23 protein-coding genes are annotated in these 23,332 nt (G+C 38.0%); 8 read left to right on the top strand and 15 right to left on the bottom strand.

Annotated features, from left to right (window positions below; translation table 11 throughout):
* The first annotated feature begins 39 nt into the window (after nt 1-39).
* Nucleotides 40-2,100 carry a M1 family metallopeptidase gene (locus tag G498_RS0113800; RefSeq protein WP_026981699.1) on the top strand — a complete coding sequence of 687 codons (2,061 nt, stop codon included), beginning with the start codon at nt 40-42 and terminating at the stop codon, nt 2,098-2,100.
* 96 nt (nt 2,101-2,196) lie between these two features.
* On the opposite strand, the gene G498_RS0113795 is transcribed toward G498_RS0113800, so the two are convergent.
* Nucleotides 2,197-2,715, bottom strand: a complete 519-nt coding sequence (locus G498_RS0113795) for a DUF7935 family protein (RefSeq protein WP_026981698.1) — start codon at nt 2,713-2,715, stop codon at nt 2,197-2,199.
* Nucleotides 2,716-2,814: 99 nt separating this feature from the next.
* Between G498_RS0113795 and G498_RS0113790 the strand changes: the two genes are divergently transcribed.
* The 3 genes from G498_RS0113790 to G498_RS0113780 all read left to right on the top strand — a co-directional run bounded on the left by G498_RS0113790 (nt 2,815) and on the right by G498_RS0113780 (nt 7,359).
* Nucleotides 2,815-3,987, top strand: coding sequence for a carboxypeptidase-like regulatory domain-containing protein (locus G498_RS0113790; RefSeq protein ID WP_026981697.1), 1,173 nt, complete (start codon nt 2,815-2,817; stop codon nt 3,985-3,987).
* Between the two features lie 273 nt (nt 3,988-4,260).
* Nucleotides 4,261-6,591 (top strand): ATP-dependent helicase, encoded by a 2,331-nt coding sequence (locus tag G498_RS0113785; RefSeq protein ID WP_026981696.1) that lies wholly within the window; start codon nt 4,261-4,263, stop codon nt 6,589-6,591.
* 147 nt (nt 6,592-6,738) lie between these two features.
* On the top strand, nt 6,739-7,359 hold the full coding sequence (locus G498_RS0113780) for an L-threonylcarbamoyladenylate synthase (RefSeq protein WP_026981695.1): 621 nt from the start codon (nt 6,739-6,741) through the stop codon (nt 7,357-7,359).
* Between the two features lie 88 nt (nt 7,360-7,447).
* On the opposite strand, the gene G498_RS0113775 is transcribed toward G498_RS0113780, so the two are convergent.
* The 3 genes from G498_RS0113775 to G498_RS0113765 all read right to left on the bottom strand — a co-directional run bounded on the left by G498_RS0113775 (nt 7,448) and on the right by G498_RS0113765 (nt 9,816).
* Nucleotides 7,448-8,281 carry an OmpA/MotB family protein gene (locus G498_RS0113775; protein ID WP_026981694.1) on the bottom strand — a complete coding sequence of 278 codons (834 nt, stop codon included), beginning with the start codon at nt 8,279-8,281 and terminating at the stop codon, nt 7,448-7,450.
* Between the two features lie 77 nt (nt 8,282-8,358).
* On the bottom strand, nt 8,359-9,354 hold the full coding sequence (locus G498_RS0113770) for a glycosyltransferase family 2 protein (protein ID WP_026981693.1): 996 nt from the start codon (nt 9,352-9,354) through the stop codon (nt 8,359-8,361).
* 12 nt (nt 9,355-9,366) lie between these two features.
* Nucleotides 9,367-9,816 (bottom strand): type I restriction enzyme HsdR N-terminal domain-containing protein, encoded by a 450-nt coding sequence (locus G498_RS0113765; RefSeq protein WP_026981692.1) that lies wholly within the window; start codon nt 9,814-9,816, stop codon nt 9,367-9,369.
* Nucleotides 9,817-9,876: 60 nt separating this feature from the next.
* Here G498_RS0113765 and holA point away from each other — a divergent pair, with 60 nt between their 5' ends.
* The 3 genes from holA to G498_RS15900 all read left to right on the top strand — a co-directional run bounded on the left by holA (nt 9,877) and on the right by G498_RS15900 (nt 11,593).
* A complete protein-coding gene (holA, locus tag G498_RS0113760) occupies nt 9,877-10,881 on the top strand; it encodes a DNA polymerase III subunit delta (RefSeq protein WP_026981691.1) in 1,005 nt (334 codons plus the stop codon).
* 32 nt (nt 10,882-10,913) lie between these two features.
* Nucleotides 10,914-11,342, top strand: coding sequence for a hypothetical protein (locus G498_RS0113755; RefSeq protein WP_026981690.1), 429 nt, complete (start codon nt 10,914-10,916; stop codon nt 11,340-11,342).
* 74 nt (nt 11,343-11,416) lie between these two features.
* Nucleotides 11,417-11,593 carry a CAL67264 family membrane protein gene (locus tag G498_RS15900; RefSeq protein ID WP_240470452.1) on the top strand — a complete coding sequence of 59 codons (177 nt, stop codon included), beginning with the start codon at nt 11,417-11,419 and terminating at the stop codon, nt 11,591-11,593.
* A gap of 62 nt (nt 11,594-11,655) precedes the next feature.
* On the opposite strand, the gene G498_RS0113745 is transcribed toward G498_RS15900, so the two are convergent.
* From G498_RS0113745 to G498_RS0113720, 6 genes are all read right to left on the bottom strand, one after another.
* Nucleotides 11,656-11,862 (bottom strand): helix-turn-helix domain-containing protein, encoded by a 207-nt coding sequence (locus G498_RS0113745; RefSeq protein ID WP_026981689.1) that lies wholly within the window; start codon nt 11,860-11,862, stop codon nt 11,656-11,658.
* Nucleotides 11,863-11,865: 3 nt separating this feature from the next.
* A complete protein-coding gene (locus tag G498_RS0113740) occupies nt 11,866-12,402 on the bottom strand; it encodes a DUF2975 domain-containing protein (protein WP_026981688.1) in 537 nt (178 codons plus the stop codon).
* 155 nt (nt 12,403-12,557) lie between these two features.
* Nucleotides 12,558-14,087: a carboxypeptidase-like regulatory domain-containing protein gene (locus G498_RS0113735; RefSeq protein ID WP_026981687.1), complete on the bottom strand. Its 1,530-nt coding sequence runs from the start codon at nt 14,085-14,087 to the stop codon at nt 12,558-12,560.
* Nucleotides 14,088-14,214: 127 nt separating this feature from the next.
* Nucleotides 14,215-14,601, bottom strand: a complete 387-nt coding sequence (locus G498_RS0113730; protein ID WP_026981686.1) for a ribosomal maturation YjgA family protein — start codon at nt 14,599-14,601, stop codon at nt 14,215-14,217.
* 25 nt (nt 14,602-14,626) lie between these two features.
* On the bottom strand, nt 14,627-16,024 hold the full coding sequence (locus tag G498_RS0113725; protein ID WP_026981685.1) for a S41 family peptidase: 1,398 nt from the start codon (nt 16,022-16,024) through the stop codon (nt 14,627-14,629).
* A 124-nt stretch (nt 16,025-16,148) separates the two neighbouring features.
* The gene (locus G498_RS0113720; protein WP_205619164.1) at nt 16,149-16,433 is read right to left on the bottom strand and encodes a hypothetical protein; all 285 of its coding nucleotides are present in this window, start codon (nt 16,431-16,433) and stop codon (nt 16,149-16,151) included.
* A 116-nt stretch (nt 16,434-16,549) separates the two neighbouring features.
* Here G498_RS0113720 and G498_RS0113715 point away from each other — a divergent pair, with 116 nt between their 5' ends.
* Nucleotides 16,550-17,305: an oxygenase MpaB family protein gene (locus tag G498_RS0113715; protein ID WP_026981683.1), complete on the top strand. Its 756-nt coding sequence runs from the start codon at nt 16,550-16,552 to the stop codon at nt 17,303-17,305.
* A gap of 434 nt (nt 17,306-17,739) precedes the next feature.
* Here the strand turns inward: G498_RS0113715 and G498_RS0113705 are convergent, their stop codons facing one another.
* From G498_RS0113705 to G498_RS0113685, 5 genes are all read right to left on the bottom strand, one after another.
* Nucleotides 17,740-19,212 (bottom strand): T9SS type A sorting domain-containing protein, encoded by a 1,473-nt coding sequence (locus tag G498_RS0113705; protein ID WP_026981681.1) that lies wholly within the window; start codon nt 19,210-19,212, stop codon nt 17,740-17,742.
* 344 nt (nt 19,213-19,556) lie between these two features.
* Nucleotides 19,557-19,862, bottom strand: a complete 306-nt coding sequence (locus G498_RS0113700; protein ID WP_026981680.1) for a YciI family protein — start codon at nt 19,860-19,862, stop codon at nt 19,557-19,559.
* Nucleotides 19,863-19,877: 15 nt separating this feature from the next.
* Nucleotides 19,878-20,345, bottom strand: a complete 468-nt coding sequence (locus tag G498_RS0113695) for a hypothetical protein (protein WP_026981679.1) — start codon at nt 20,343-20,345, stop codon at nt 19,878-19,880.
* A gap of 95 nt (nt 20,346-20,440) precedes the next feature.
* Nucleotides 20,441-21,529, bottom strand: a complete 1,089-nt coding sequence (locus G498_RS0113690; protein WP_026981678.1) for a hypothetical protein — start codon at nt 21,527-21,529, stop codon at nt 20,441-20,443.
* Between the two features lie 165 nt (nt 21,530-21,694).
* Nucleotides 21,695-23,227 carry an ATP-binding protein gene (locus G498_RS0113685; protein ID WP_026981677.1) on the bottom strand — a complete coding sequence of 511 codons (1,533 nt, stop codon included), beginning with the start codon at nt 23,225-23,227 and terminating at the stop codon, nt 21,695-21,697.
* Between the last annotated feature and the right edge of the window lie 105 nt (nt 23,228-23,332).

Genomic DNA, 23,332 nt, shown 5'->3' with positions numbered 1-23,332 from the left:
GAAATTCCTTTGTATTTTTGGATTCCTGATTTTTGAAACATGAAATATATTTTCCTCTTTATATCCGCATTTGTTTTTGCCCAGCAAACCAAAAAAGTTGATTTTACAACGATGCACGCCCATCTTACGCCCAATGCAGCCGAAAAAAGCATCAGCGGGAAAGTGGTGTATGATTTTGTGGTCAAATCGAAAATCGATACCATAAAAATCGACGCGATCCGAATGGAATTTTCAGAAGTAAAACTTAACGGAAAAACAGTTGCTTATAAAAACTCCGGAAAGTCGCTTAATCTGTATAAAGGGTTTAAGAAAGGGAAGAACAAGCTTGAGTTTACCTATTTAGCCAAGCCAAAACAGACAATGTATTTTGTTGGAGATCTTTCGACCGGACAAATTTGGACACAAGGACAAGGAAAATATACGTCACATTGGCTGCCGAGTTTTGACGATGTAAAAGAGAAAGTGGTTTTTAATCTTTCGGTGGAATACAGAAATGACTTTACGGTACTTTCAAATGGTATTTTAAAAGACGTTGCGTTTAATTCCAAAGGAAATTTAAAAACCTGGAATTACAACATGCAAAAACCGATGTCTTCTTATTTAGTAATGCTTGCCATCGGAAAATATACAAAGCAAACCGAAACCACCAATTCCGGGACACCTTTAGAATTTTATTTGAAAGAAGGAGATCAGGACAAATTCGCGTCCACGTATAAATATTCCAAAGAAATATTCGATTTTTTTGAGCGGGAAATAGGCGTGAACTATCCTTGGGAAATCTATCGTCAGGTTCCGGTGATGGACTTTTTGTACGCCGGAATGGAAAATACCACTTCAACAATCTTTGCACAGGATTTTGTGGTGGATACCATCGGTTTTAACGACAGAACTTATACTAATGTAAATGCGCACGAACTGGCACATCAGTGGTTTGGCGATATGGTTACGGCGCAATCCGGAAAGCATCATTGGCTGCAGGAAGGTTTTGCCACGTATTATGCGTTGTTGGCCGAAAAAGAGTTATTCGGCGAAGACCATTTCAACTACGAATTGTATCAGACGGCGGAAACCCTTCAACGAGCTTCTAAAACAGATACTATTCCTTTGATGAACGAAAAAGCAAGTTCGTTAACGTTTTATCAGAAAGGCGCCTGGGCGTTGCATTATCTGCGGGAAAGCATCGGAGCCGAAAATTTCAGAACGGCCGTTAAATCGTATCTGAAAAAATACGGTTTTCAAAACGTCAATACGGATAATTTCCTTGATGAGGTGAAGAAAGTTTCCAAATTCGACACCGGAAAATTTAAGAAAACATGGCTTGAAAAATCCGGTTTTGAAATTCAGGAAGCCTTAACCATTCTAAAGAAAAACAAGTTTATCAACGAATATCTTTCCCTTTCGGAACTATACGAAACCCCGTTATCGGAGAAGAAAAACCAATTTGAAGCCATCCTGAAATCGGAAAACTTTTATCCGTTGAAAGAAGAAGTGGTGTATCAGTTGCAGAATGTTCCGTTCGAGGAAAAAAAGGACATACTGTTTTTAGCCATGCAGTCGGGTAATTTAAAAGCCAGACAAGCTGTGGCTGCCACTTTAAAGGAAATTCCGTCCGATTTTAAAGAACAGTATCAGTCGCTTTTAAGCGATGCTTCTTACATTACCAGAGAAATTGCTTTAAAAAGTTTGTGGCAGCAGTTTCCGGAAGACCGTTTCGAATTGCTGAACAAAACCAATACCTGGATGGGTTTTAACGACAAAAATCTGAGAGTTACCTGGTTGACGTTAGCGCTGGCTACAAAAGACTACAAAAACGAAGAAAAAGTAAACTACTACGATGAATTACTGGACTATTCGTCACCAAAATATGAAGCGAACACGCGTCAGTATGCCATAGTGAACTTGTTGTATCTGAATAAAACGGATCAGAATGTTTTGCCGAATCTGGTCAGTTCGCTGGTGCACCACAAATGGCAGTTTTCAAAATTCGGAAGGGATAAAATCCGGGAGTTGATGAAACAGGAGATTTTTAAAAATTATTTTAAGGAACTGCTTCCGAAATTACCTGATAATGAGAAGGTTCAGTTAGAAAGGCTTTTTTAACGGTTTTCTTTACGCAACCAAACTAATTTTCTTACATCTGTATAGTGTAGTGACTATAATGAAAAAGCCCTGAAAAATCAGGGCTTACGTTTGTTATCAAAACAATTCGCTTACTTCGTTCTTTATATAGGCTAAAGCTATAGTGCTTGGAGCTTCGCGATCCAGTAATTCACTTAGGAGAATTTCTCTTAGCTTGTCTGCGTTTTCAGCTTTCATGGCGGCTTTACGGATCATTTGAATCGTGGTGTTTTTTGCCGTCGAAATGGCACCCCAGGCTTCATCAGAAAGGTAAACCTGTTGCGTAAGGTTGTGTTCAAACTCCTGATCGATATGATAAATCAGTAAATTTTCATAATCGTTTTTGTCGTTCGACGAACCCGGTGCTACTCGGATGACCAGTTTGGCAGGACTGATGCGTTCCAAAAACAAAGTCATACGCTCGTATGCCTGTAACCGGATGGGTAAAACGTTTTTCTGAGCATCTTTGTGCAATAAAAAACGGCGTCTGCTTTTTTCGTTTTTCACAAAGCCGTCAAAAAAGTAGTAAGCCACGCCTCCTGTAACTAACGAAGGAATTGTATAGGCTGCGATATCAATAAGTTTTGTATAATCCATTGCTAAAATTGTTTATGCAAAAATAAAATAATATTGCAATCAGGATAATATAGCAGCTCACGTTTTTTAACTAAATTTGTTTAAACCTATTCCGTAGTAATGAAAAGAACTTTACTCGCCTTTTTGCTTCTCTTTCAAATTGGGCTTTGGGCCCAGAATAAAGAAATTGTGGTTATCCTGAAAGATTATGAAACCAATTTACCGGTTAGTGATGCCACCATTACGGTACTTTCCACCAAACAAGGTCTTGTAAGTAACGAAGAAGGGGTCTTTAAACTTTCACTGGAAAAGCCGTCGAAGATTGAAATTTCGCATACATCGTATAAAACACTAACCGTTAATTCTTCATCCTTAAAACTCAAAGAAAACATCATTTATCTGGAGAGCAACAACAAAACACTTGAAGAGATTATCGTTACCAAAAAACACCCGCAGGAAATCCTGAAAAACCTCGTAGAGAATTCGTCTAAAAAACTAACAATTCCCATCAATCTTAAAATTTACGTTCGCGAGTTTTTTAAGAGCAATGATAAATATACCTCCTTTAACGACGGGCTTCTCAATTTTTATATTCAGGGAAAACCCGGAAATATAAAGGCAGACATTTTAGTAGAACAAAACCGTTTTTACGGATTAATTAACGAGGTGGTTGAGGAAAGTACCTTAGGGTATAATCTGAATGACATCATCTCCAATTATTACGAATTCAAATACCTAAAAAAAGTAATAGAGGCCTACAGTAAGAAAAAATACGAATACGAAATCAAAACTTATGCGGCCAATCCGGATTATTATCTGATGAATATCCGACCGATACCTACAATAGACGAATATTTGCCGGATTATTTTGTAGTGTATGATTACAAGAAAAACATTATCATCGAAATCAATTCTTCCGTGCTTACCGAGCGATATGAATTTAAAGGCGTAACAGATTTTCTTGTAGTTAAAGGAAAAGTGTTCAATTCCGAATTTAACGCTGCTTACAAATACGACGGAGATGACTATTATCTGGCCAAATCCAAAGAAGAAATCGGCTTTATTACCACCAATAAAAAGAAGGTTGAGGAACGCATTGAAGTAAAAAATTATCTGGTAACCACCAACCACAACAACAAACCGGTACCGTACGACAAAGAAGACGTTTACAAAGAGAAATCGTTGTTTAACAAGCGCAACAGCATCCTCACCAACTATTGGGAATTCGATTCCGGATTAACCCCAACCGAAGAAGAAAAGAAAATTATCGAAAGTCTGGCCGAAAAATTCTAAATCCGTTTGCAGGATATTGCCTAAAAGGTGCATTGTTAATCTTTGTACAAAGGCGATGGGTTAGGCAAGTATTAGCATTGAATTCCGGTCTAACGCCAGCCCAAAAAGAACAGACCGTTACCGATTAATCTTAAGAGCAAACTATAGTTATCAACAAATACACACATAAAGACATTCACAGCCTGAATGTCTTTTTTTTATGTTATTTTTGTTCCTCCGAATTCAGAACAATACGTTAATCAGATATTTTTACGAGTGGCGACAAAAGATCAGATGCAGCAGATAATCAACCAGCTTAACGAGGCACAACGCGCACCGGTTTTACAGAAAGACGGTCCGATGATTGTAATTGCGGGTGCCGGTTCCGGAAAAACCCGTGTACTTACCGTGCGGATTGCCAATTTAATTCATTTAGGAGTCGATGCGTTTAACATCCTGGCGTTAACCTTTACCAATAAGGCCGCCCGTGAGATGAAAAAACGGATTACCGATATCGTGGGAGCCGAAGCCAAAAACCTCTGGATGGGAACTTTCCACTCAGTATTCGCAAAAATCTTGCGGATTGAAGCCGATAAATTAGGCTATCCGAGTAATTTCACCATTTACGATTCCCAGGATTCCGTACGCCTTATTGGACAGATTATCAAGGAAATGCAGTTGGACAAGGATATTTACAAACCCAAACAGGTTTTCGGACGCATTTCCTCGTATAAAAACAGTCTGATTACTGTCAAAGCGTATTTTAATAATCCGGAATTAATGGAAGCCGATGCGATGAGCAAAAAGCCTCGAATGGGTGAAATTTATCAGAATTATGTAGAGCGTTGTTTCAAATCCGGTGCGATGGATTTTGATGATTTATTGTTGAAAACTAACGAATTATTGAATCGTTTTCCGGATGTATTGGCCAAGTACCAGGATCGTTTCCGCTACATACTGGTAGATGAGTATCAGGATACGAACCATTCCCAATATCTGATTGTTCGTGCACTTTCCGACCGTTTTCAGAACATTTGTGTTGTTGGTGACGACGCGCAGAGTATTTATGCCTTCCGCGGCGCGAACATCAACAACATTCTGAACTTCCAGAAAGACTACGATAACGTACAAACCTATCGTCTGGAGCAGAATTACCGATCCACCAAAAACATTGTGGAAGCGGCAAATACAATCATCGACAAGAACAAAGTCAAACTCGAAAAAGTAGTTTGGACGGCCAACGATTTCGGACCAAAAATAAAAATTCACCGCAGTTTAACCGATGGGGAAGAAGGCCGTTTTGTAGCGTCCACTATTTTCGAGGAGAAGATGCGAAACCAAATGCACAACGGCCAGTTTGCCATTTTGTACCGAACCAATGCGCAATCCCGTGCCATGGAAGACGCGTTGCGCAAACGGGATATTCCGTATCGTATTTATGGTGGTTTGTCGTTTTACCAGCGCAAGGAAATTAAAGATGTTTTGTGTTATTTACGACTGGTAATTAATCCGAAAGACGAAGAAGCATTGGTGCGCGTTATCAATTATCCGGCCCGAGGAATTGGCGATACCACGGTAGAAAAACTAACCGTAGCGGCGAATCATTACAAGCGTTCCATTTTTGAAGTGATGGAACACATAGATAAAATCGACTTAAAACTCAATTCCGGAACCAAAAACAAGTTGCAGGATTTCGTGACCATGATTAAGAGTTTCCAGATTATCAATGAAAATCAGGATGCGTTCTTTTTAACCGATCACGTTACCAAGAAAACCGGTTTAATTCAGGAACTGAAAAAAGACGGTACACCGGAAGGAATTGCCCGAATCGAAAACATCGAAGAACTTTTAAACGGTATCAAAGATTTCACCGAAGGCCAGAAAGAAGTAGACGGTGCCAGAGGTTCTTTGGCCGAATTCCTTGAAGACGTAGCCTTAGCGACCGATTTGGATAACGATACCGGAGACGACGACCGTGTAGCGTTAATGACCATCCACTTGGCCAAAGGACTGGAATTTCCAACCGTATTCATCGTGGGAATGGAAGAAGATTTATTCCCAAGCGCGATGAGTCTGAACACCCGAAGCGAACTCGAAGAAGAGCGCCGATTGTTTTACGTAGCGTTAACCCGAGCGGAACATCAGGCATATTTAACCTATGCACAGTCGCGTTACCGTTGGGGAAAACTGGTAGACAGCGAGCCCTCCCGATTTATTGAAGAAATAGACGATCAGTATCTCGAATATTTAACACCGGTGGAAACGAATTACCGTTACAAACCGATGATTAACACGGATATTTTCGGTGATGTGGACAAATCGAAACTGCGTTTGGCAAAGCCTGTTGCCGGAACACCGCCTAAATATATTACAGACAATGCACCAAGCCCCAATGCGAACATCCGCAGGTTAAAACCGGTATCGGGAGCATCGTCAAGTACCAAAGCCAATTTGTTTGACGGCAATTTAGCAGTCGGAAACATCGTCATGCACGAACGTTTCGGAAAAGGGCAAATCCTTAATTTAGAAGGCGCCGGAGCGGATAAAAAAGCCGAAATCAAGTTTGATGTGGGCGGTATTAAGAAGCTTTTGCTGCGTTTTGCGAAGTTGGAAGTGATTGGGTAGTGATAAGAAAAGTGATAAGGGAAAAGGGAGAAGCTCTAAGAATTATCAACTTATAGTAATAATCTGAAACAATTAATATTGTAAATTTGTTTATTATAGACTTTTAGCTCTTGTTTCTTGCTTCTGGTCTCTATTTATCTGAAAAATATGGCACAGTTCATCAAAATATATCCGGAAAATCCCAGCGAGAAAGAAATCGCAAAGGTAATCAGAGTACTTCGCGACGGTGGTTTAATCATTTATCCGACCGATACAGTTTACGGTTTGGGCTGTGATATCACCAATACAAAAGCTTTGGAACGCATCGCTAAAATCAAAGGTGTGAAATTGGAGAAAGCCAATTTTTCCTTTGTTTGCCACGATTTAAGCAATCTTTCCGATTATGTGAAACAGATTGACACGTCAACGTTTAAAATCCTGAAAAGAGCCTTACCGGGGCCGTATACATTTATTCTGCCGGGAAACAACAACCTTCCGAAAGAGTTTAAGAAGAAAACTACTGTAGGTATCCGTGTACCGGATAACAACATCGCTCTGGAAATTGTCCGTCAGTTAGGCAATCCGATAGTTTCCACTTCCATTCATGATGACGATGAGGTTATCGAATACACCACCGATCCGGAACTAATCTTCGAAAAATGGCAAAACCTGGTCGATTTGGTTATCGACGGCGGCTACGGAGATAACGAAGCCTCCACAATTATTGATTTATCACAAGGCGAACCTGTTGTAGTCCGTGAAGGAAAAGGAAGTTTGGATATTTTATAGTAAATAGTGAAAAGTGATTAGTAAGTTGTATAAAAAAACGCCTTGATAACTCAAGGCGTTTTTCATATCTAATAATCGAATAATTCAATTACTTGCTCAAATTTTTCATCTCTTTCTCCAACATATCGTAGAACTGATCAATTTTCGGCATGATAATGATTCTCGTTCTTCTGTTTTTAGCGCGGTTAGCAGGCGTATCGTTGTCCGCTAACGGAATGTAGAAACTTCTTCCCGCAGGAATTAACTGTTTCGGATTTACACCCAAATCTTTCTGTAAAACACGAACAATAGAAGTCGCGCGTTTCACGGATAAATCCCAGTTGTCTAACAATACCGCGTTTTTAATCGGCACGTTATCGGTATGACCTTCCACCATACATTCAAAATCAGGCTTGCTGTTGATTACTTTCGCCACTTTTCCTAAAACTCCTTTGGCTTTGTCACTCACTTCATAACTGCCGGATTTGAACAACAGGTTATCCGCAATGGAAATCATCACCACACCTTTTTCCACATTGATGTTGATGTCCGGATCATCAATGCCTACTTCACGTTTTAAGCTGGTAACCAAAGCCAATGTCACACTGTCTTTTTTGGTTAAAGCATCCTGTAAACGGGAAATTTTCAAATCCTTTTCGCGTAAACTTTCCAGTGATTTCTCTAGATTTTCCGCTCCTTTTGTGGTTAAAACAGTCATTTCTTTAGAACTGTTAATCAAGTCGGAATTGGTCTTTTTCAGGTATTCATTCTGATTGTGAAGCGCTTCTTTTTCGGTTAAACACGTATTCAGTTTAACGGTACAGGTGTTCAGTAAATCCTGAATCTCCTTGTTTTTGGCTTCTAATTCTGCGATTTTCTTTTTAGTACCGCACGACGTTAAGGTTAACGCCACAACGGAAAGAGCGATAAATAATCTTCTCATGATTAATGATTTTAATAATGAATTACAAAGTTAGTAAGTTCTGTAAGGGTTACACAGTTTGAAACGATAAACTATTGTTAAAAATTAACATCAAAAATCTTACCGTTTTTTACGAAATAACGGTATACAATCGAATTTATTTTGTAGTAGTTTTGGCTTTGAACCGCCTCTCTTTTACCTAAAAACTTGAAAATGTGACGATAAAAAGAAAAGTGTGACTGTAAAACCGCCCATAAATGTTTGGGTTTCCCCTGTGTTAAAAAGCGGATTCCGGCAATACCGTCGAATACCAACCGGATAAAAATCACCGGAAAAAGTTGCCCTTTCGGAAGGTTTTTCAGCAACATCCAAAGCGAATTTCTGAAATTCAGGTATGTTTTTTGGGGATTTCCGGCTTCCAAAGTAGCGCCGCCTACATGATACACCGTTGAGGTTCCGCAATATTTGGCCACATAGCCTTTGTTAAACGCCCGCCAGCACAAATCAATTTCTTCCTGATGCGCAAAAAAATCGGCGTCAAAGCCTTTTAAATCGTGAAAAACTTCTTTTCGAATAAAAAAACACGCACCCGAAGCCCAGAAAATAGGGAAGATGTCGTTGTATTGTCCGTTGTCTTTTTCAAGCGTTTCAAAAATGCGCCCGCGACAGAACGGAAAACCGTGTTTGTCGATAAAACCACCGGCAGCTCCGGCGTATTCAAAATAGTCTTTGTTTTTGAAATCTAACAGTTTAGGTTGAATGATAGCCGTTTCCGGCTCCTTTTCAAATAAAGCAAGTATGGGCTGCAGCCAGTTTTCCGTCACTTCAATATCCGAATTTACTAAAGCATAAATGGGTTCTTCCACAAACTGCAAAGCCTCGTTATAACCTTTGGCGTAACCGAAATTCCCTTTGTTTTCGATAATTTTAACGGTAGGGAAATGCTCTTTTACAAAGCTTACGGATGCATCAGTAGAAGCATTGTCGGCAACGTAAATTACAGCCTCTCCGGAATATCGGATAACAGAAGGTAAAAACTGTTCTAATAGTTTTACACCGTTCCAGTTCAATATGACAACAGCAATTTGGTTCAATTTGTTTGGTACTTATTGATTTATGAAATCCGGCAATTCGCGAAGAAACTGATAGTGTTCCTTTTCAAAATCCATTTGGCAAAAATAATGATTTAGTCCGTTGGTTACCATTAAATATTCCGATTCCAAAACCATGTTGTACCGGGCAATCTGGTCGAAAGTATGTTGGGAAATGTTTACTTCCGGAGCTTTACATTCTACTAAAAGAAATAATTTTCCATCCGGTTGAAATACAACTACATCGTATCGTTTGGTTAATCCGTTAATTTTAATAGACTTTTCAACGTTTATATACGATTTCGAATATCTTTTTTCAACAAGCAGAAACTGAATCACATGTTGGCGCACCCATTCTTCCGGAGTAAGTACCACAAACTTTTTACGGATTTCGTCAAAAATAAAGACTTTATTTTCGCTATTTTTGAACCGAAACGAATACGCAGGGAAATTCAGTTTTTGCATGGAACAAAAATACGTATTTCAATCAAACTGCCAACTGCGACTACCAACTGAATACTTACAATGGACGAAGTACTGAAAATCATCAAAGACATACAAGCCGGGAATATCAAGCCGATTTACTTTTTAATGGGCGAAGAACCCTATTACATTGACAAACTGGCGGAATACATCGAAGATAATATACTGCAGGAACACGAGCGGGACTTCAACCAAACGGTGTTGTACGGGCGCGATGTGTCGATAGAAGAAGTCATCGGCAATGCCAAACGTTTCCCCATGATGGCCGATCGTCAGGTGGTGATTGTGAAAGAAGCCCAGGAATTGTCCCGAACCATCGACAAACTGGAATCGTATGCCGAAAATCCGCAACCTACAACGGTTCTGGTTATCTGCTACAAATACAAAACCCTCGACAAGCGCAAAAAAGTAACCAAAGTATTAGAGAAAAACGGCTTGGTTTTCGAAAGCAAAAAGCTCTATGAAAACAAAGTAGGCGAGTGGTTAACCAGAGTGCTGGCCGGAAAAAAATTAAACATAGAGCCCAAAGCCACGGCCATGTTCGTCGATTTCCTCGGGACCGATTTAAGCCGAATCGCTAACGAAATAGACAAATTAGCCATCATTTTAAAACCGGGCGACACCATAACACCCGCCATTATCGAAGAAAACATAGGTTTCAGCAAAGATTTTAACCCGTTTGAACTGCGCAAAGCCATCGGAGAACGCAACCAGTTAAAAGCCTACCAGATTGCTGATCACTTCGCCAAAAATCCGAAAGACAACCCGATTGTGCTTACCATAGGACTGGTATTCGGTTTCTTTTCGCAATTGCTGCAATATCATGGTTTAAAAGATAAAAGTCCTGCGAATGCGGCTAAAGTGCTGAAAGTAAATCCGTTCTTTTTAAAGGATTACGACGTAGCGCTTAAAAACTATCCGATGAAAAAAGTAAGTGCCATTGTGGGCGCGTTGCGGGATATCGATGTAAAAAGCAAAGGAGTGGGCGCGAACAACTTAAATGAAGCGGATTTATTAAAAGAGATGTTGGTTAAAATTTTTAATTAAATTAGTGATAACTAACCAAAAACAAATTATTTATGAATCCAATCGTGAGAAACATTTTAGCTGTTATAACCGGAATTATTGTAGGTTCGGTCGTTAATATGGCATTAATTTCATTAGGCCATGCAATTATTCCTTTACCGGAAGGAGCTGATGTATCAACAATTGAGAAGATGAAAGAGTCCGTGCATCTTTTCGGTTCCGAACAGTTTATTTTTCCGTTTATAGCACACGCTCTTGGAACCTTAGCGGGAGCCTTTGCAGCGGCCAAGCTTGCTGCTACCAGTAAAATGAGAATTGCTTTAGGAATAGGAGTGTATTTCCTTATCGCAGGAATTTACATGTGCTTTTTAATGCCTGCTCCTGTTTGGTTTATGGCATTGGATGTTCTCGTTGCTTATATCCCAATGGCTTACTTAGGCGGTAAACTCGCTGTAGGAGCCGTAAAGAATTCAGTGGCTTAATGTTAAGAAACTTTTGAAAAAGAATTAAAATCCCGACATTTGCACACCTCAAATAAAAAACAGCAGTCAAAATGATGAATAAAAACACAGTATTAGGGTGGGCAACATTAATCATGATCATCATGGGGATTTTGATTATAAGCTTAGCCGTTTATCGCTATGACGACGTAGCCGGTTGGGGCTTCGGCGCCGTAGGCATCGGTTTCTTCGCCATAGCCTGGGTATTCAACGCCCTAAAAGGAAGAGTATAAGTAAAAACTCATCAATAAAAAAAGCCGAATCCTACGATTCGGCTTTTTTATTATCCAACAATCTAACCATCGACATACTCCAAAATATCCCCCGGCTGACAATCCAAAGCCTTGCAAATAGCCTCCAGAGTACTAAACCGTATCGCCTTGGCTTTCCCCGTTTTTAAGATGGAAAGATTCGACAGCGTCAAATCCACCTTTTCCGAAAGTTCGTTTAGCGACATCTTCCGTTTGGCCATCATTACATCTAAATTAACTACTATGGGCATGACTTATACTGTTAAATCATTTTCGTTTTGAAGATCCACGCCTTTTTTGAAAATAGTGGCAATAATGTAAATTACCGCTCCCATTATAATAAAAGCCTGACTGTCTGCCCAAAACTGATTTATTCCTTCTGGAACAAAACCGTGATGCATTAAATTTTTAGTAAACTGTCTGGCAATATAACTAAACAGTCCAATGGTAATGGTATAATAACTGATTTGTAAAATCTGATCGGAAACAAAGCTGTTAAACGGTTTCTGCCTGTCCATTTTGTGCATCAGTCTGATGACCGTGTAGAAAAGAACCGCTTTTAAAATCGAGAGGAACAGAATAAAACTATAGATGCCGAAAAAAGCCATTTTACTATTAGTGTACATAGCCGACAGATCCAGTTTTTGATACAGATTATGGATCACTTCCGGTTTGAATACACTGAAAATGAAGTTTACCAGTAGGCCGCCAGCTTCAATGGATAAACCGATAAAAATGAGCCAAGCCACAATGTACAGGCCCCAGAATACGAAGTTATTTGCTTTCGTCATGATTTAAAATTTAAAAATGATTAAGCAAATATAAATAAATATTTATTGAAAAACGATAAATAAATACTAATATATAATAAATTAAGTATTGACACAAACCTATTAAGCAGACAAACGGCCATAAAAAAAGCTGAATCTAAATTCAGCTCTTATTCTTAAAAATCATCCGAAACCCGATATTGTTTCATGGCTTCCAAGGGCTCAATGGAAACTTGATTTTGCCAGATGGCAGGATCGTAACGTTTGAGCTGTATGTAATTGAAATCCGTTTCTTTAAAAGCCTCAAAAGTGTTTTCGGAGATCTCGGAACGGGAAATGTTTAACAACTCGGTACGTTCTACAGTACTGCCTTCAATTTTAAAATCCAAAGCCACCACGTCTTTTTCTTCTTTGGTCAGCTCAATGAATTTTAAAGGCCTGTTGATATAAAAGTACTGTCCGCTTTCTTCATACGCATAATGCAATTTGTAAATTTTGTCTTCAGGATCCTTCCTGAAAATCAGGGTTCCTTTGCTTACGTTTTCTGAAGTTTTAACGCCCAATAAGAATTTCAGGTTCAAACCGCTTACTTTTTTGCCCTCGGCCAATTCATAATTGCATTTTACCACGGCATAATCCGATTCGCTTATGTAGAGCGTTCCGGTATAAATGCCCTTACTCTTTTTGGGAGAAAATTTCAGGATATAAATAATTTCATTATCCGCTTCATTATAAATAGAGCCTTCAAAACTATACGAATACAATTTGGATTCTTTAACAAAGTCCAGCTTATTGCCGTTAAAGTGCTGTTGGGACAAAAAAGAAAAAATACTGTTTTTGGTATTGTTAAGTTTAGATACCGGCTTTTTATTTTTCTTTTTGTTGTTGTAGCTTTTGTTTAAAGTAATCGTATCACGGGAGCCGAAAAGCCCGCTTTTAACCCGGTAAAATTTTGTGCTGTCAAGATGTTTTAACAGCAGTTTAGCCCCGTTTTCTTCCATGGCGTCTAAGGAAGTCGCACTTTGGTCTCCTGTAATATTTGTGGCTTTAACCACGTCCAGTTTTGAAAGAAAATAGGTTTTGTTATCCTTTCCGGTTGCTTTACCGTAGTAATAGTCACAAAGAATATCTTTAAAGGCCTGAACAGGTTTACTGACAAGCCTGTCGGAAAACTTCTTTAAATCCGCGTTGGCTTCTTTCAGTTGCTCTTTTGTAAAACCGGTAGATTTCGTAATGTCAAGATCAAGTACAGAAGGTTTAAAAAAGGATGATTCCCGAAAGAACAGTTTACTTTTAGTGTTTTTTCCGGAGTGTTTGTAATTTTCTTTAAGCCGCTTGTTTACTTCGGCGATAATCTGATACGGATCTGGTTTTTTATTGCTGATGGTGATGTTGTCAAGTTCAAAATTGGCCGGAACAAGTTTAACAATCAGGTTCTGTTTTTTTAATTCCGCCAGGGTAATTTGCTGACCGACATATCCGATAAAAGAAACTTTTAAAATACTGGAGACATCCAATCCGTTTTCGCTGAAATTAAAATACCCTTCGTTGTTGGAAATTAAATCGGTCGAACCGTCAATTTTAATAGTCGCGTAAGGAAGAGGTTCGCCGGTATTGGAATCCGAAATTTTTGCCGTCAGGTTCTGAGCCAGAAGCGGAAGGTTTACAGCAAGCAGCAGTAATGAAAAAAAGAATTTAATTTTCATGTGTTGTTTAAATGTGGGCCGTTATTACTTACGTTAAAAATGATATAATTCTTACATTTTCATGCAAACATATAAAATTGCACAGGAAATAAACATAAAGCTATGTTATTTTTTTTCAGAAATTTCTTTAAAAGGAAAGCGGCTTTTTCAGAACAGAGCGATTTTCAAAGAAGAGCAACAGTCCAAACCCGCCCAAATACGCCAGCAAATCCTGCCAGTCAAACGAACTTCCCAAAACAATTCTTGCCACTTTGTGATTTTCCAGTCCCAATACCGTTACAAAATTGAAATACTGCAGCATTTCAATCCCACAGGCAAAAAGCAAAACTCCAAAGGCCGCCGGAACTGCCGGAACCTTTAAAAACGATTTCACAAAACAGTAAATCAGTATAACAACAAGTACATCGCCCAAATAAGGCCGGATAAACTGGTCATGCACATATAAAGCAATCACCGTTTCGAGTATAAAAAGCAAAACGGTGAGTGCTAAATAGTTTTTGTTAAGCGTCAGCATGAGAAGATTTTGGATTTCAATACGGTTACTTTGCCGCAAATAAAGATAAGGCGTACTTAACCCAGTCTTTTTCTTTGGCTATTTTATGCATCGGCGGTATTCCGACAAATTCATATTTCGATTTTTCTTCATATCGGGTTGTAGTCGATCTTATTTTGAATTTTCCGCAAGGTATTTCTGCTGTCATTACATTTCCGTAACCGATATAGCCTCCCGAATTCTCACCAACGGTTATTACTTTATCACTTTGCTGGAAATAGGTTATCAATCCTTCGGCGGCGCTTGCAGTTCCTTTGTTAAACAACAGCACAATTTTTTTTGGATAGGCAGTAGGGTTTTCTATTGTATAAGTATCTTGGCCTTTTTCTGATTGAGGGATGAAAGTAAACGGTGTTGCTTTTTTCATCCGATCGATAAGTTCCTTGTTGCTTTCTTCGGAAGTTTCTTCATAGCGTTTAATGTTTTCTGGAGAAACCCAAACACTCGACGGATCGATTTTTAGCGGTCTGGTGTAAGCATAAGGAAGTAAATTCAGATACGAGCGTTCACTTCCGCCGCCATTGTTTCTTAAATCGACAATCAGATAAGGTTTCGATTGAATGGCTTGGTCGATTTCATTGTAAAAAGCATCCAGTTTATCCGTAAGTCTGGCATCAAAATCACTCAAACGCAGATAATTTACAGAATCGGTCAGGGCTTTGAACTCATAAGGCTTATCGCTGGATTCCGAACCGGTCTGTACTTTTGAAAAACCAAAACTGGCGAGCTGGCCGTTTTCAATTTTCATACTTTTTAAAACCCGGTTGAAATTAAAGCCAAGCAAACCAACATTGTAACTTACGTCAAACAGGTTTTTATCTTTTTGGGTGAGTTCCATCAATATGTGGCCTACGTCTAACAACTTGTTTGATTTCAGTACAATGCCTTCATAGGTATTTTTACTTTTTTTCTTTTTTACGATTCCGAAAACTATTTTTCCGCCATCACTGTAAATGCCTTCGATATTGGCAAATTCCTTCGCTTTTAAATAAGGAATAAGCTGTAATGTGTCAATATTTTTTTTTGGGAATTGGCGGTAACGCTCAGAAGTTTTAAAAGCAGCTATTAATTCCGGACTGCTTAAATCAATACGCTTGAGCTGAAACCCGATGTCGCTGTGATGGTCCTTTAAAAGCGAAACATAGCGATCCAGATGTATAATGCAGGCATCATCATCTTTTTCAAGTCTGGCTTTCTCAAGTAATTTTGCCTTTTCAGAATTATACTTTTTAGCTTCTTCAGCATCGTTTTCTAGCTTCTGAAAAGCAGGGTTGTTTTCTTCGTAATATTTAATCACATACGACAATTGGGATTTACAGTCACAGTCTTGTCCAAAAACACTGAAAGCCATTAAAGCAAAACCCAAAGTAAAAAGTGTTCTCATTGTCAAAAAAATTAAGATTAGGCTAAAATCACTTAGTGAAGTTACAATATTTAACTTTTGTTAACAATTTTAATACCAGATTCCGATTGCTGTAATCCATTGTCAGTTTTTGGTTATATGTCTTTTACGACCCGGCCAAAGGCGAACCAAAAATACCCACCGCAAGCTCCGCCCAAATCAGCAGTAAAGCGGCCAATATAGCTATACACAACAGAATGCGGGACTGTTTGCTTTTTACGGTTCGCAGCACAAACTCAAGCAACAGGCCGGTGCCAAGCAATAGTACGCCGGCTACAATAAAATCAATTGCAGACCAGTCCACCTCGTCGGTAAAACGCATGGCAATAAAAGGAATCAGTAATAAAACCGCTACTGTAATCAGAATTCCGATAAGTCTTTCGTTTTTCATAATGATGATTTTTTAAGATTGATTTTTACTTTCTTCAGCAAAGATATAAAAAACTTTGAAATACAAAGTACTTTTAAATTATATTTATTTGTACCTTAGCAAAAACATCCTACAGTATGGAATTCTTTGTAAATCAAAACTCAATAGTCCGCGAAATATGGGGCAAAAGCGATACGGTCTTATTCATTTTTGCCGGTGCTTCCGCAGAATTCGCGCTCAACAAAGCCGTAGACTGGCTGTATTTTACCGGGAAACTGCCTTCCGATCCGTTAGGAAGACTGTTCTCAACCGTCGGCTATGCCAAAAAAATCGTTTTCGCTCCCGCAGCCGAGGCCAATAAAGCCATCGATATGATGAGCCAAATCCACCAGGCCGTAGAGAAAAACCGAGGCACCACCATACCCGACTGGGCCTACCGCGACGTATTATTTATGCTAATCCATTATTCCATAGCCGCCTACGAGCTACTGGAACGAAAGTTATCCGATCCGGAAAAAGAAGAAGTCTACAACGTTTTCTACAGAGTAGGCCTCCGAATGGAGCTAAAAGCCTTGCCGCCAACTTATTCGGAATGGTTACCGGTACGCCATCAGCATCTCATCGAAAATCTCAAAAAAAGCCACTATACCGAAGATTTATTCCAGCAGTACAAAAAACACTTAGGCAGCTTGCGCTATAAGGTATTAGTGGAAGGCCAGAAATTAGTGGTGCCTAACAGGGTAAAGGAGCTGCTCGGTTTTTCAGGTTTTTCCCTGCTTGCGCCAATGGTGCCGTTGTATAAATACAGCAGAAGGGTAGGATTGGATGGGCTGATTCGGGGAGTGTTGTTGCCTGGGAAGTATCGGGAGGAAATTAGGCGAATTGATAATTGAGAGTATTGTTTAACAATGCTAAACCCTTCCCGGTGCGGGCATTCATCATGCTGTTTTTTGCGCGTCCGTCTAGTTCTTTTTGGTCGGTTAGGGCAAGCGGAATAGTAGAAAGCTCAGCAGTAAGTTTTTTTGTAGTGGGTAACTATTGCTGTAAGTAATTCTTCTTTGTTTTTTGGTATTGGTATTTTTTTTCGGAATGTCTTTTTACTTTTCAGGGCTTTGCTAAGTTGCAGAATTTTGGCAACTCCATTACAAATGTATACTAAAGTTTGTTTTGAAAATAAAAATTGCAGATACAAAATGTACCTGCAATTTTGCAAAACCCTTGTTGTAAGTGGTTTTCTCGTATTGTACTTTTTTATTTGCTTAACCTGTCAGGACTGTTATATCCGTTTATGTATACAAACTCAATACGCTCTTGGTTAACTTTAAAATTACTCCACTATAATTTTCTTTGTTGCCTTTCCTTGGTTGGTAACAACTTCTACATAATAAATTCCTTTTGCTAAGGCTGTGGTATTTATTACAGATGTTGCTGCTGTTTTTACCAATTGGCCCAATTGGTTGTAAATATTTACTTTTTCTAATTGTAAAGGGTTGTCTAAAGCAATAGTTACAATTCCGTTTGAAGGGTTCGGATATACAGAAAAGTTAGACTGCACAAAAGTATCGGAAGCCAGAACAGCAGTTAAGTCAAACACCCGCACATGGCCGGAATTAGAACCATTGCCGTCATTTAGATAGCCGCCAATAACTACAATATTCCCATCGGATGACAGGGCAACACTATTATAGCTACTGTAATCATCGGCAGCTTCTCCGTCAATATCCGGTACGGTTTGTGTCCAAACGCCCGACAGATTTCTGTAGATACGCACCTGTCCGGAATTAGAACCATTGCCGTCATTCTGATAAGCCCCAATAGCCAGAATACTGCCGTCATCAGATAAAGCAACAGAATCACCGCTTCGGTCTAAGGCCGCTTCTCCTACAATATTAGCACCTATTTGTGTCCAAACGCCCGATATATTTTGATACACCCGAACATGACCGGTATTATTGCCGTATTCATTACTGAAAGGCGCACCCGAAGCCAGAATACCCCCATCTGCAGATAAATCAATACTGAAACCGAGATGAATATCTGTTTCGCCGTTAATGTTAGCACCTATTTTGGTCCAGACACCGGCTACATTTTGAAACACGCGTATCTGTCCGGAATCAGTACCGTTTACGTCACTATACGGAGAACCAATAGCCACAATAGTACCGTCTGACGATAAAGCAACCGCTAAACCACTTCGGTCTCCGGCAGCTTCACCATCAATATCAGCCCCTATCTGTGTCCAAACCCCTGATATATTCCGAAACACCCGCACATGGCCGGAACTGATACCATTACTACCGGCATTATAGGAAGCTCCAACCGCTACAATACTGCCATCGGAAGATAGCGAAACACTACAGCCGCTTTCATCATAGAAGGCTTCTCCAACAATATCAGCGCCTATCTGTGTCCAAACGCCTGATATATTCTGATACACCCGTACATGACCGGAAGCATTACCAACGCCACCGTTACGATGTGCCCCAATGGCTACAATACTGCCGTCTGCAGATAAGGCAACACTACCGCCGCTAAAGTCTCCAGCCGCTTCTCCATCAATATCAGCACCTATCTGCGTCCAAACGCCGGATATATTCTGATACACCCGCACATGGCCAGAATCGGCACCGTTTCCGTCATTATTTCGGCCACCAATAGCGATAATACTGCCGTCAGAAGAGCAGGCAACACTATAACCGCTCCAGTCATTTGCAGCTTCTCCGTTAATATCAGATCCTATTTGTGTTTGGGCAATGGAAATTGCCGAATGTAGTAATAATAAAAAGTAAAATTTCTTCATTTTTAATCGTTTAATTAGTGCAAAAAAACATAACTAAATTTATTTTTTTAGGTAAAATGAATAAACGCAACAAATTGGCACAAAAACGTAGGGAATTTCAACATATTCGTTTTCTTGTTTTGAAGAGAGTGAGGCGTGAGGCGTGAGGCGTGAGGAGTGGAAAGGGATAAGCAGGAGTGTTATGAATTGTAGTAGCCGGAAATAATTGATAAAGTTTTGGTTAAAAACAGCAAAAACGACTTAACACCTAACAGGTGTGGAAAACCTTTTTATATGACTTATCTGGTAATAAATCACAAACTCATTGCCTTCAAACAGTTTTCCAATTTAGTCCCTAAAATTTCTCATGCACCATTCAGTAACTCCTCAGCAAAACAGGCAAAGTCCTTGTCATATTTAGTTGGGATAACTTCGGTAATGTCGTAGTCGGCTATTTCGTTCTGATAAAACGGGTCTTGTTTAAGGATGTCCAGCAAGGCGGGTCGGTTTACATTACGAACTAAAATAACACCGCCGGTTCTTGGGTTTTTCCTGCCCGAAAAAATGAATTTCTTCTCCGCGTAGTATTGGTCCAGAAATGCAAGGTGTTGTGTGATGTATTTTTCTACCTCGGTCAGGTCTTTTTTGTAGGTTAGGGAGACGATGAACATTTTGTGATTTAAGGTTTAATTTTCTTTTGTTTTTTGATGCTGTTCAGTTTTTATGGAATCATTTTTCTGTGCTAAGCTTTCTTCTTTATCGTTAATTTCACTCTGATTGATTGTGTCATTTTCAATTACTTCTTCTTGTGTTGCTCGTTTCCCCATAATGCAACTTGTAAACGTAAAAAGAAAAGTTAATGAAAATAAGGCAATCATTTTAACAGGCTTAATTCGTATGCGGTTAAACCGATTTCTTAAACGGATATAATTGGTATTATTCTCATTTTCTACCTGATTAAATTTATAATACCCACAAATACCGGCCTCATGATGTGAATTTTCATCGAAATACTTTTGAATTTCAGTATTCTTCATTTTTCTAAAATCAACTACTGTTTTACTGCAGGAATTACAAAATCTTCCTTTTTCATTTGGTAACATTGCCTTCCAGTTTTCGTTACACGGATTTTGTATTCTTATTGTATTTTCCATAATATTCACAAAGTGTTTTTTATTGTTTATTAAGCAGTCTCGTCCTATTATGAGCCAAACCTCCAATTTCTTAAAACCGCTGTTAGCGGTTGTTTTTAATTTCTAATTATTTCATACCAAGCTCCATCTCCTTTTACGATATATTCATATTTATTTTTAAATGAATCTTCAAATATAAATTTTGATTTAAATTTCAGAGTATCTGGATCGGACGTTGTACTTGCTTGAACATAAATATCACTTAAATATTCATATGATTTAAATTCTATGGGTAAATTATCTGTCCATTGTATTTTATTTTCAATATTTTGTATTTTGATTAAATTTACAGGTATACCAAAATTTTGAAAAGTTAACTTAAACGTCCAAGAACGTTCATTTTTATATCCAGTAAATCTACTATTATAATATTGAAATTTTTGTTTTCTAATTACATTCCAAAAATCCCAATCAATATTGCCATCAATCACAGGTTTATCAAAATATTCAATGCTTTCAATTCTGTATTTTTCTTTGCCAAAAAATCGAACACCATAGGGTTTGTATTCTTTTACAATATCATAATCTGTACAAATTGCTTTTTGAAGTTCGTTTTTTGTGAAAGTCAGAGTGTCAATACCGAAATCTTCAAAATAATACTTTTCATTTGAATTTTTTGGAAAACGGACTTTTTTAATTATAAATCTATAGTTATTGTTGTTAAAATCAATAAGTTTAAGTAAGGTTTTTTCGTTATCTGGTTTTTCAGTATTTATAATTCTTAAATACGCATTTTTGGATAATTTTTGTAGTTTATTTTGAACATCAGTAATTGCAATTTCGTATTGTTTTTTATCTTCCCTATAATGATTATTTTTCATTATTGATTCTGCAATGTAAATATAAATTCCAGTAATTATTGGTATTGCAATCAGCAAAATTGGAAGTAAAAAAGAATACCAAGGGGTTCTAATTCTGCCTTTATTTCTAATTTTTACAACAATATTTTCTTGTAAATCATATAATTTACCTTGTTTTTTTAAAGCGTATAATTTACCTAAGCTGAAAACAGGAATCCAAAATAAATGAAATACTTTTTGTCGAACTTCAAAACTTGAATCCTTCCACTGTTCTATATCTAATTCTAAATCTTTAGCAGAATAAGATTTTACCTTAAAACTATACCAACCAAAAGCTATTCTCATAATTTATTCACGTATTTTTCTTAAAATAACCGCCAACGTTCCGCGGCTTCGCGACAGTTGTGAAGCCAGCGAACGGATTATTTTCTGTTAAATATAAACGTTTTTCGTGAACACTTAAAAATAAAAACCAGCAATTGCGCGAAACAGCTGTTAGTGGCTGGCATGTTAAGTTATTAATGTCTGTATAAAAGTTCTCATCAAATTTACAGAATCAGACAACTGTTGAAATGTGAATCGTGTGTTATGTGTATTTTCTGAATGATGGATTTGATGTCTTATATAATCAGTCAAAACCACATTTTCAACAACAATTGACCCGTCTCTCCTTTGTTTGTTGTATGCCATAGTCGCTTTTCCATTTCTAAAATTTGTCATTTCACTTTCCAATTCAATATAGCCATATAATTCGTTATGGTACTCTTCTGTAACTTCGGTAAACGCTAAAAAATTTACTTCATTTAAAGATGGATTGGGAAGGCAATTTGGTAAAACTTTCTCAATAGTTTTGGTTGTATTGTCAAGTTTTACGAGTCTTAAATGTTGAAACTCTAACTCTTTAACCAACGTCCCACTATGAGTAGTTATTATTACTTGTGTGTTTGCAATTTTAGAAAGTTCCAAAAAAGCTTTGATTAGTTTTTTTTGGTGCTCCGTGTGTTGAGATGTTTCTGGTTCTTCAATTGCGTATATGATACTCGGAATATTTTCTTCAATTTTTCTTCTTTCTGCTTCAGCACGGAAGAAGTTTAAAAGTATAAGACGCTTTACGCCGCTTCCTCTTTTGTTAATTGGAATGTCTTCGTCTCCTGTGATTGAAACACTTTTGAAAACATCATTCCATTTTAAACTGTTTGTTTCTGGAATTACTGGATTCAAACTACTTGCAATTTCAGGATTCATTTCCTGAACCTTTGCTAATGTTCTCGTCGCAACATCTTGTAATTTGGTTTTTACTTCGTCAGCAATTTCATCAAATTTAGTTTTTAATGCAGGGTCATTTAAAATTTGTTTTACAGCTTCTTTTAATGGGTCTTGAACTTCACTATCTCCATCACTATTTTTTCTATCTGATTGAAATAAAGTATAAAGGGGTAAATACGTTTGAAGTTTATCCCAAATTGATTTTGTATCACCTTTAGTAACATCAATTTCTATCTCAGACAAATCAAGTTCGATAGTAAAATGCTGCCAAATTGCTGTTCGCATTACAGCGTTAATTGTTTGGTTGCTGCAAGTAATGGAGTTCTCTTTAATGATTTTTTGAAGTTCTGTATTCTTCTTTTGCAGTAAGTCAGCACAATTATTGCCTGTTGGATGGTTAGCTTTGACAAACACTTTTTCTTTCCCTGCGTTTGTATATTTTTTAATTATTTCAAGCTGACCATTCGAGTTTAAAAGATATTCATTTTCTAATGTCGTTTCATTTGTACTGTCAATGACAATCTTTGTTGGCAATTCTTCGAAGCAAACAGTGATAACAGTTTCTGTGTCACCAGCGGCAAGTGCTTGTTTATTAATATCTTCTTTGTCTAGTTTTATTATTCCTTTACCATCATTGAAAAATATGTCCAGTGCTTCTAAAACTGTTGACTTTCCAATGTCATTTTTTCCAACAAAAGCGGTTAAGTCTCCGAATTCAATTTCAACTTCATCTTTATAACTTCTAAAGTTTTTAATCTTAATTGTTTTTATTTTCATAAGTAAATTTTTTTGGAGAGTGTAATATGCTTGCCACTAACTTGCCTACATGCATGAAAAAACCAAACCGTAAATAATCTATAGTCTCCTCATTTCCCCACCAAA

The organism is Flavobacterium suncheonense GH29-5 = DSM 17707 (assembly GCF_000430025.1).
Taxonomy (GTDB): domain Bacteria; phylum Bacteroidota; class Bacteroidia; order Flavobacteriales; family Flavobacteriaceae; genus Flavobacterium; species Flavobacterium suncheonense.
This window is presented reverse-complemented; position numbering and strand designations above follow the sequence as displayed.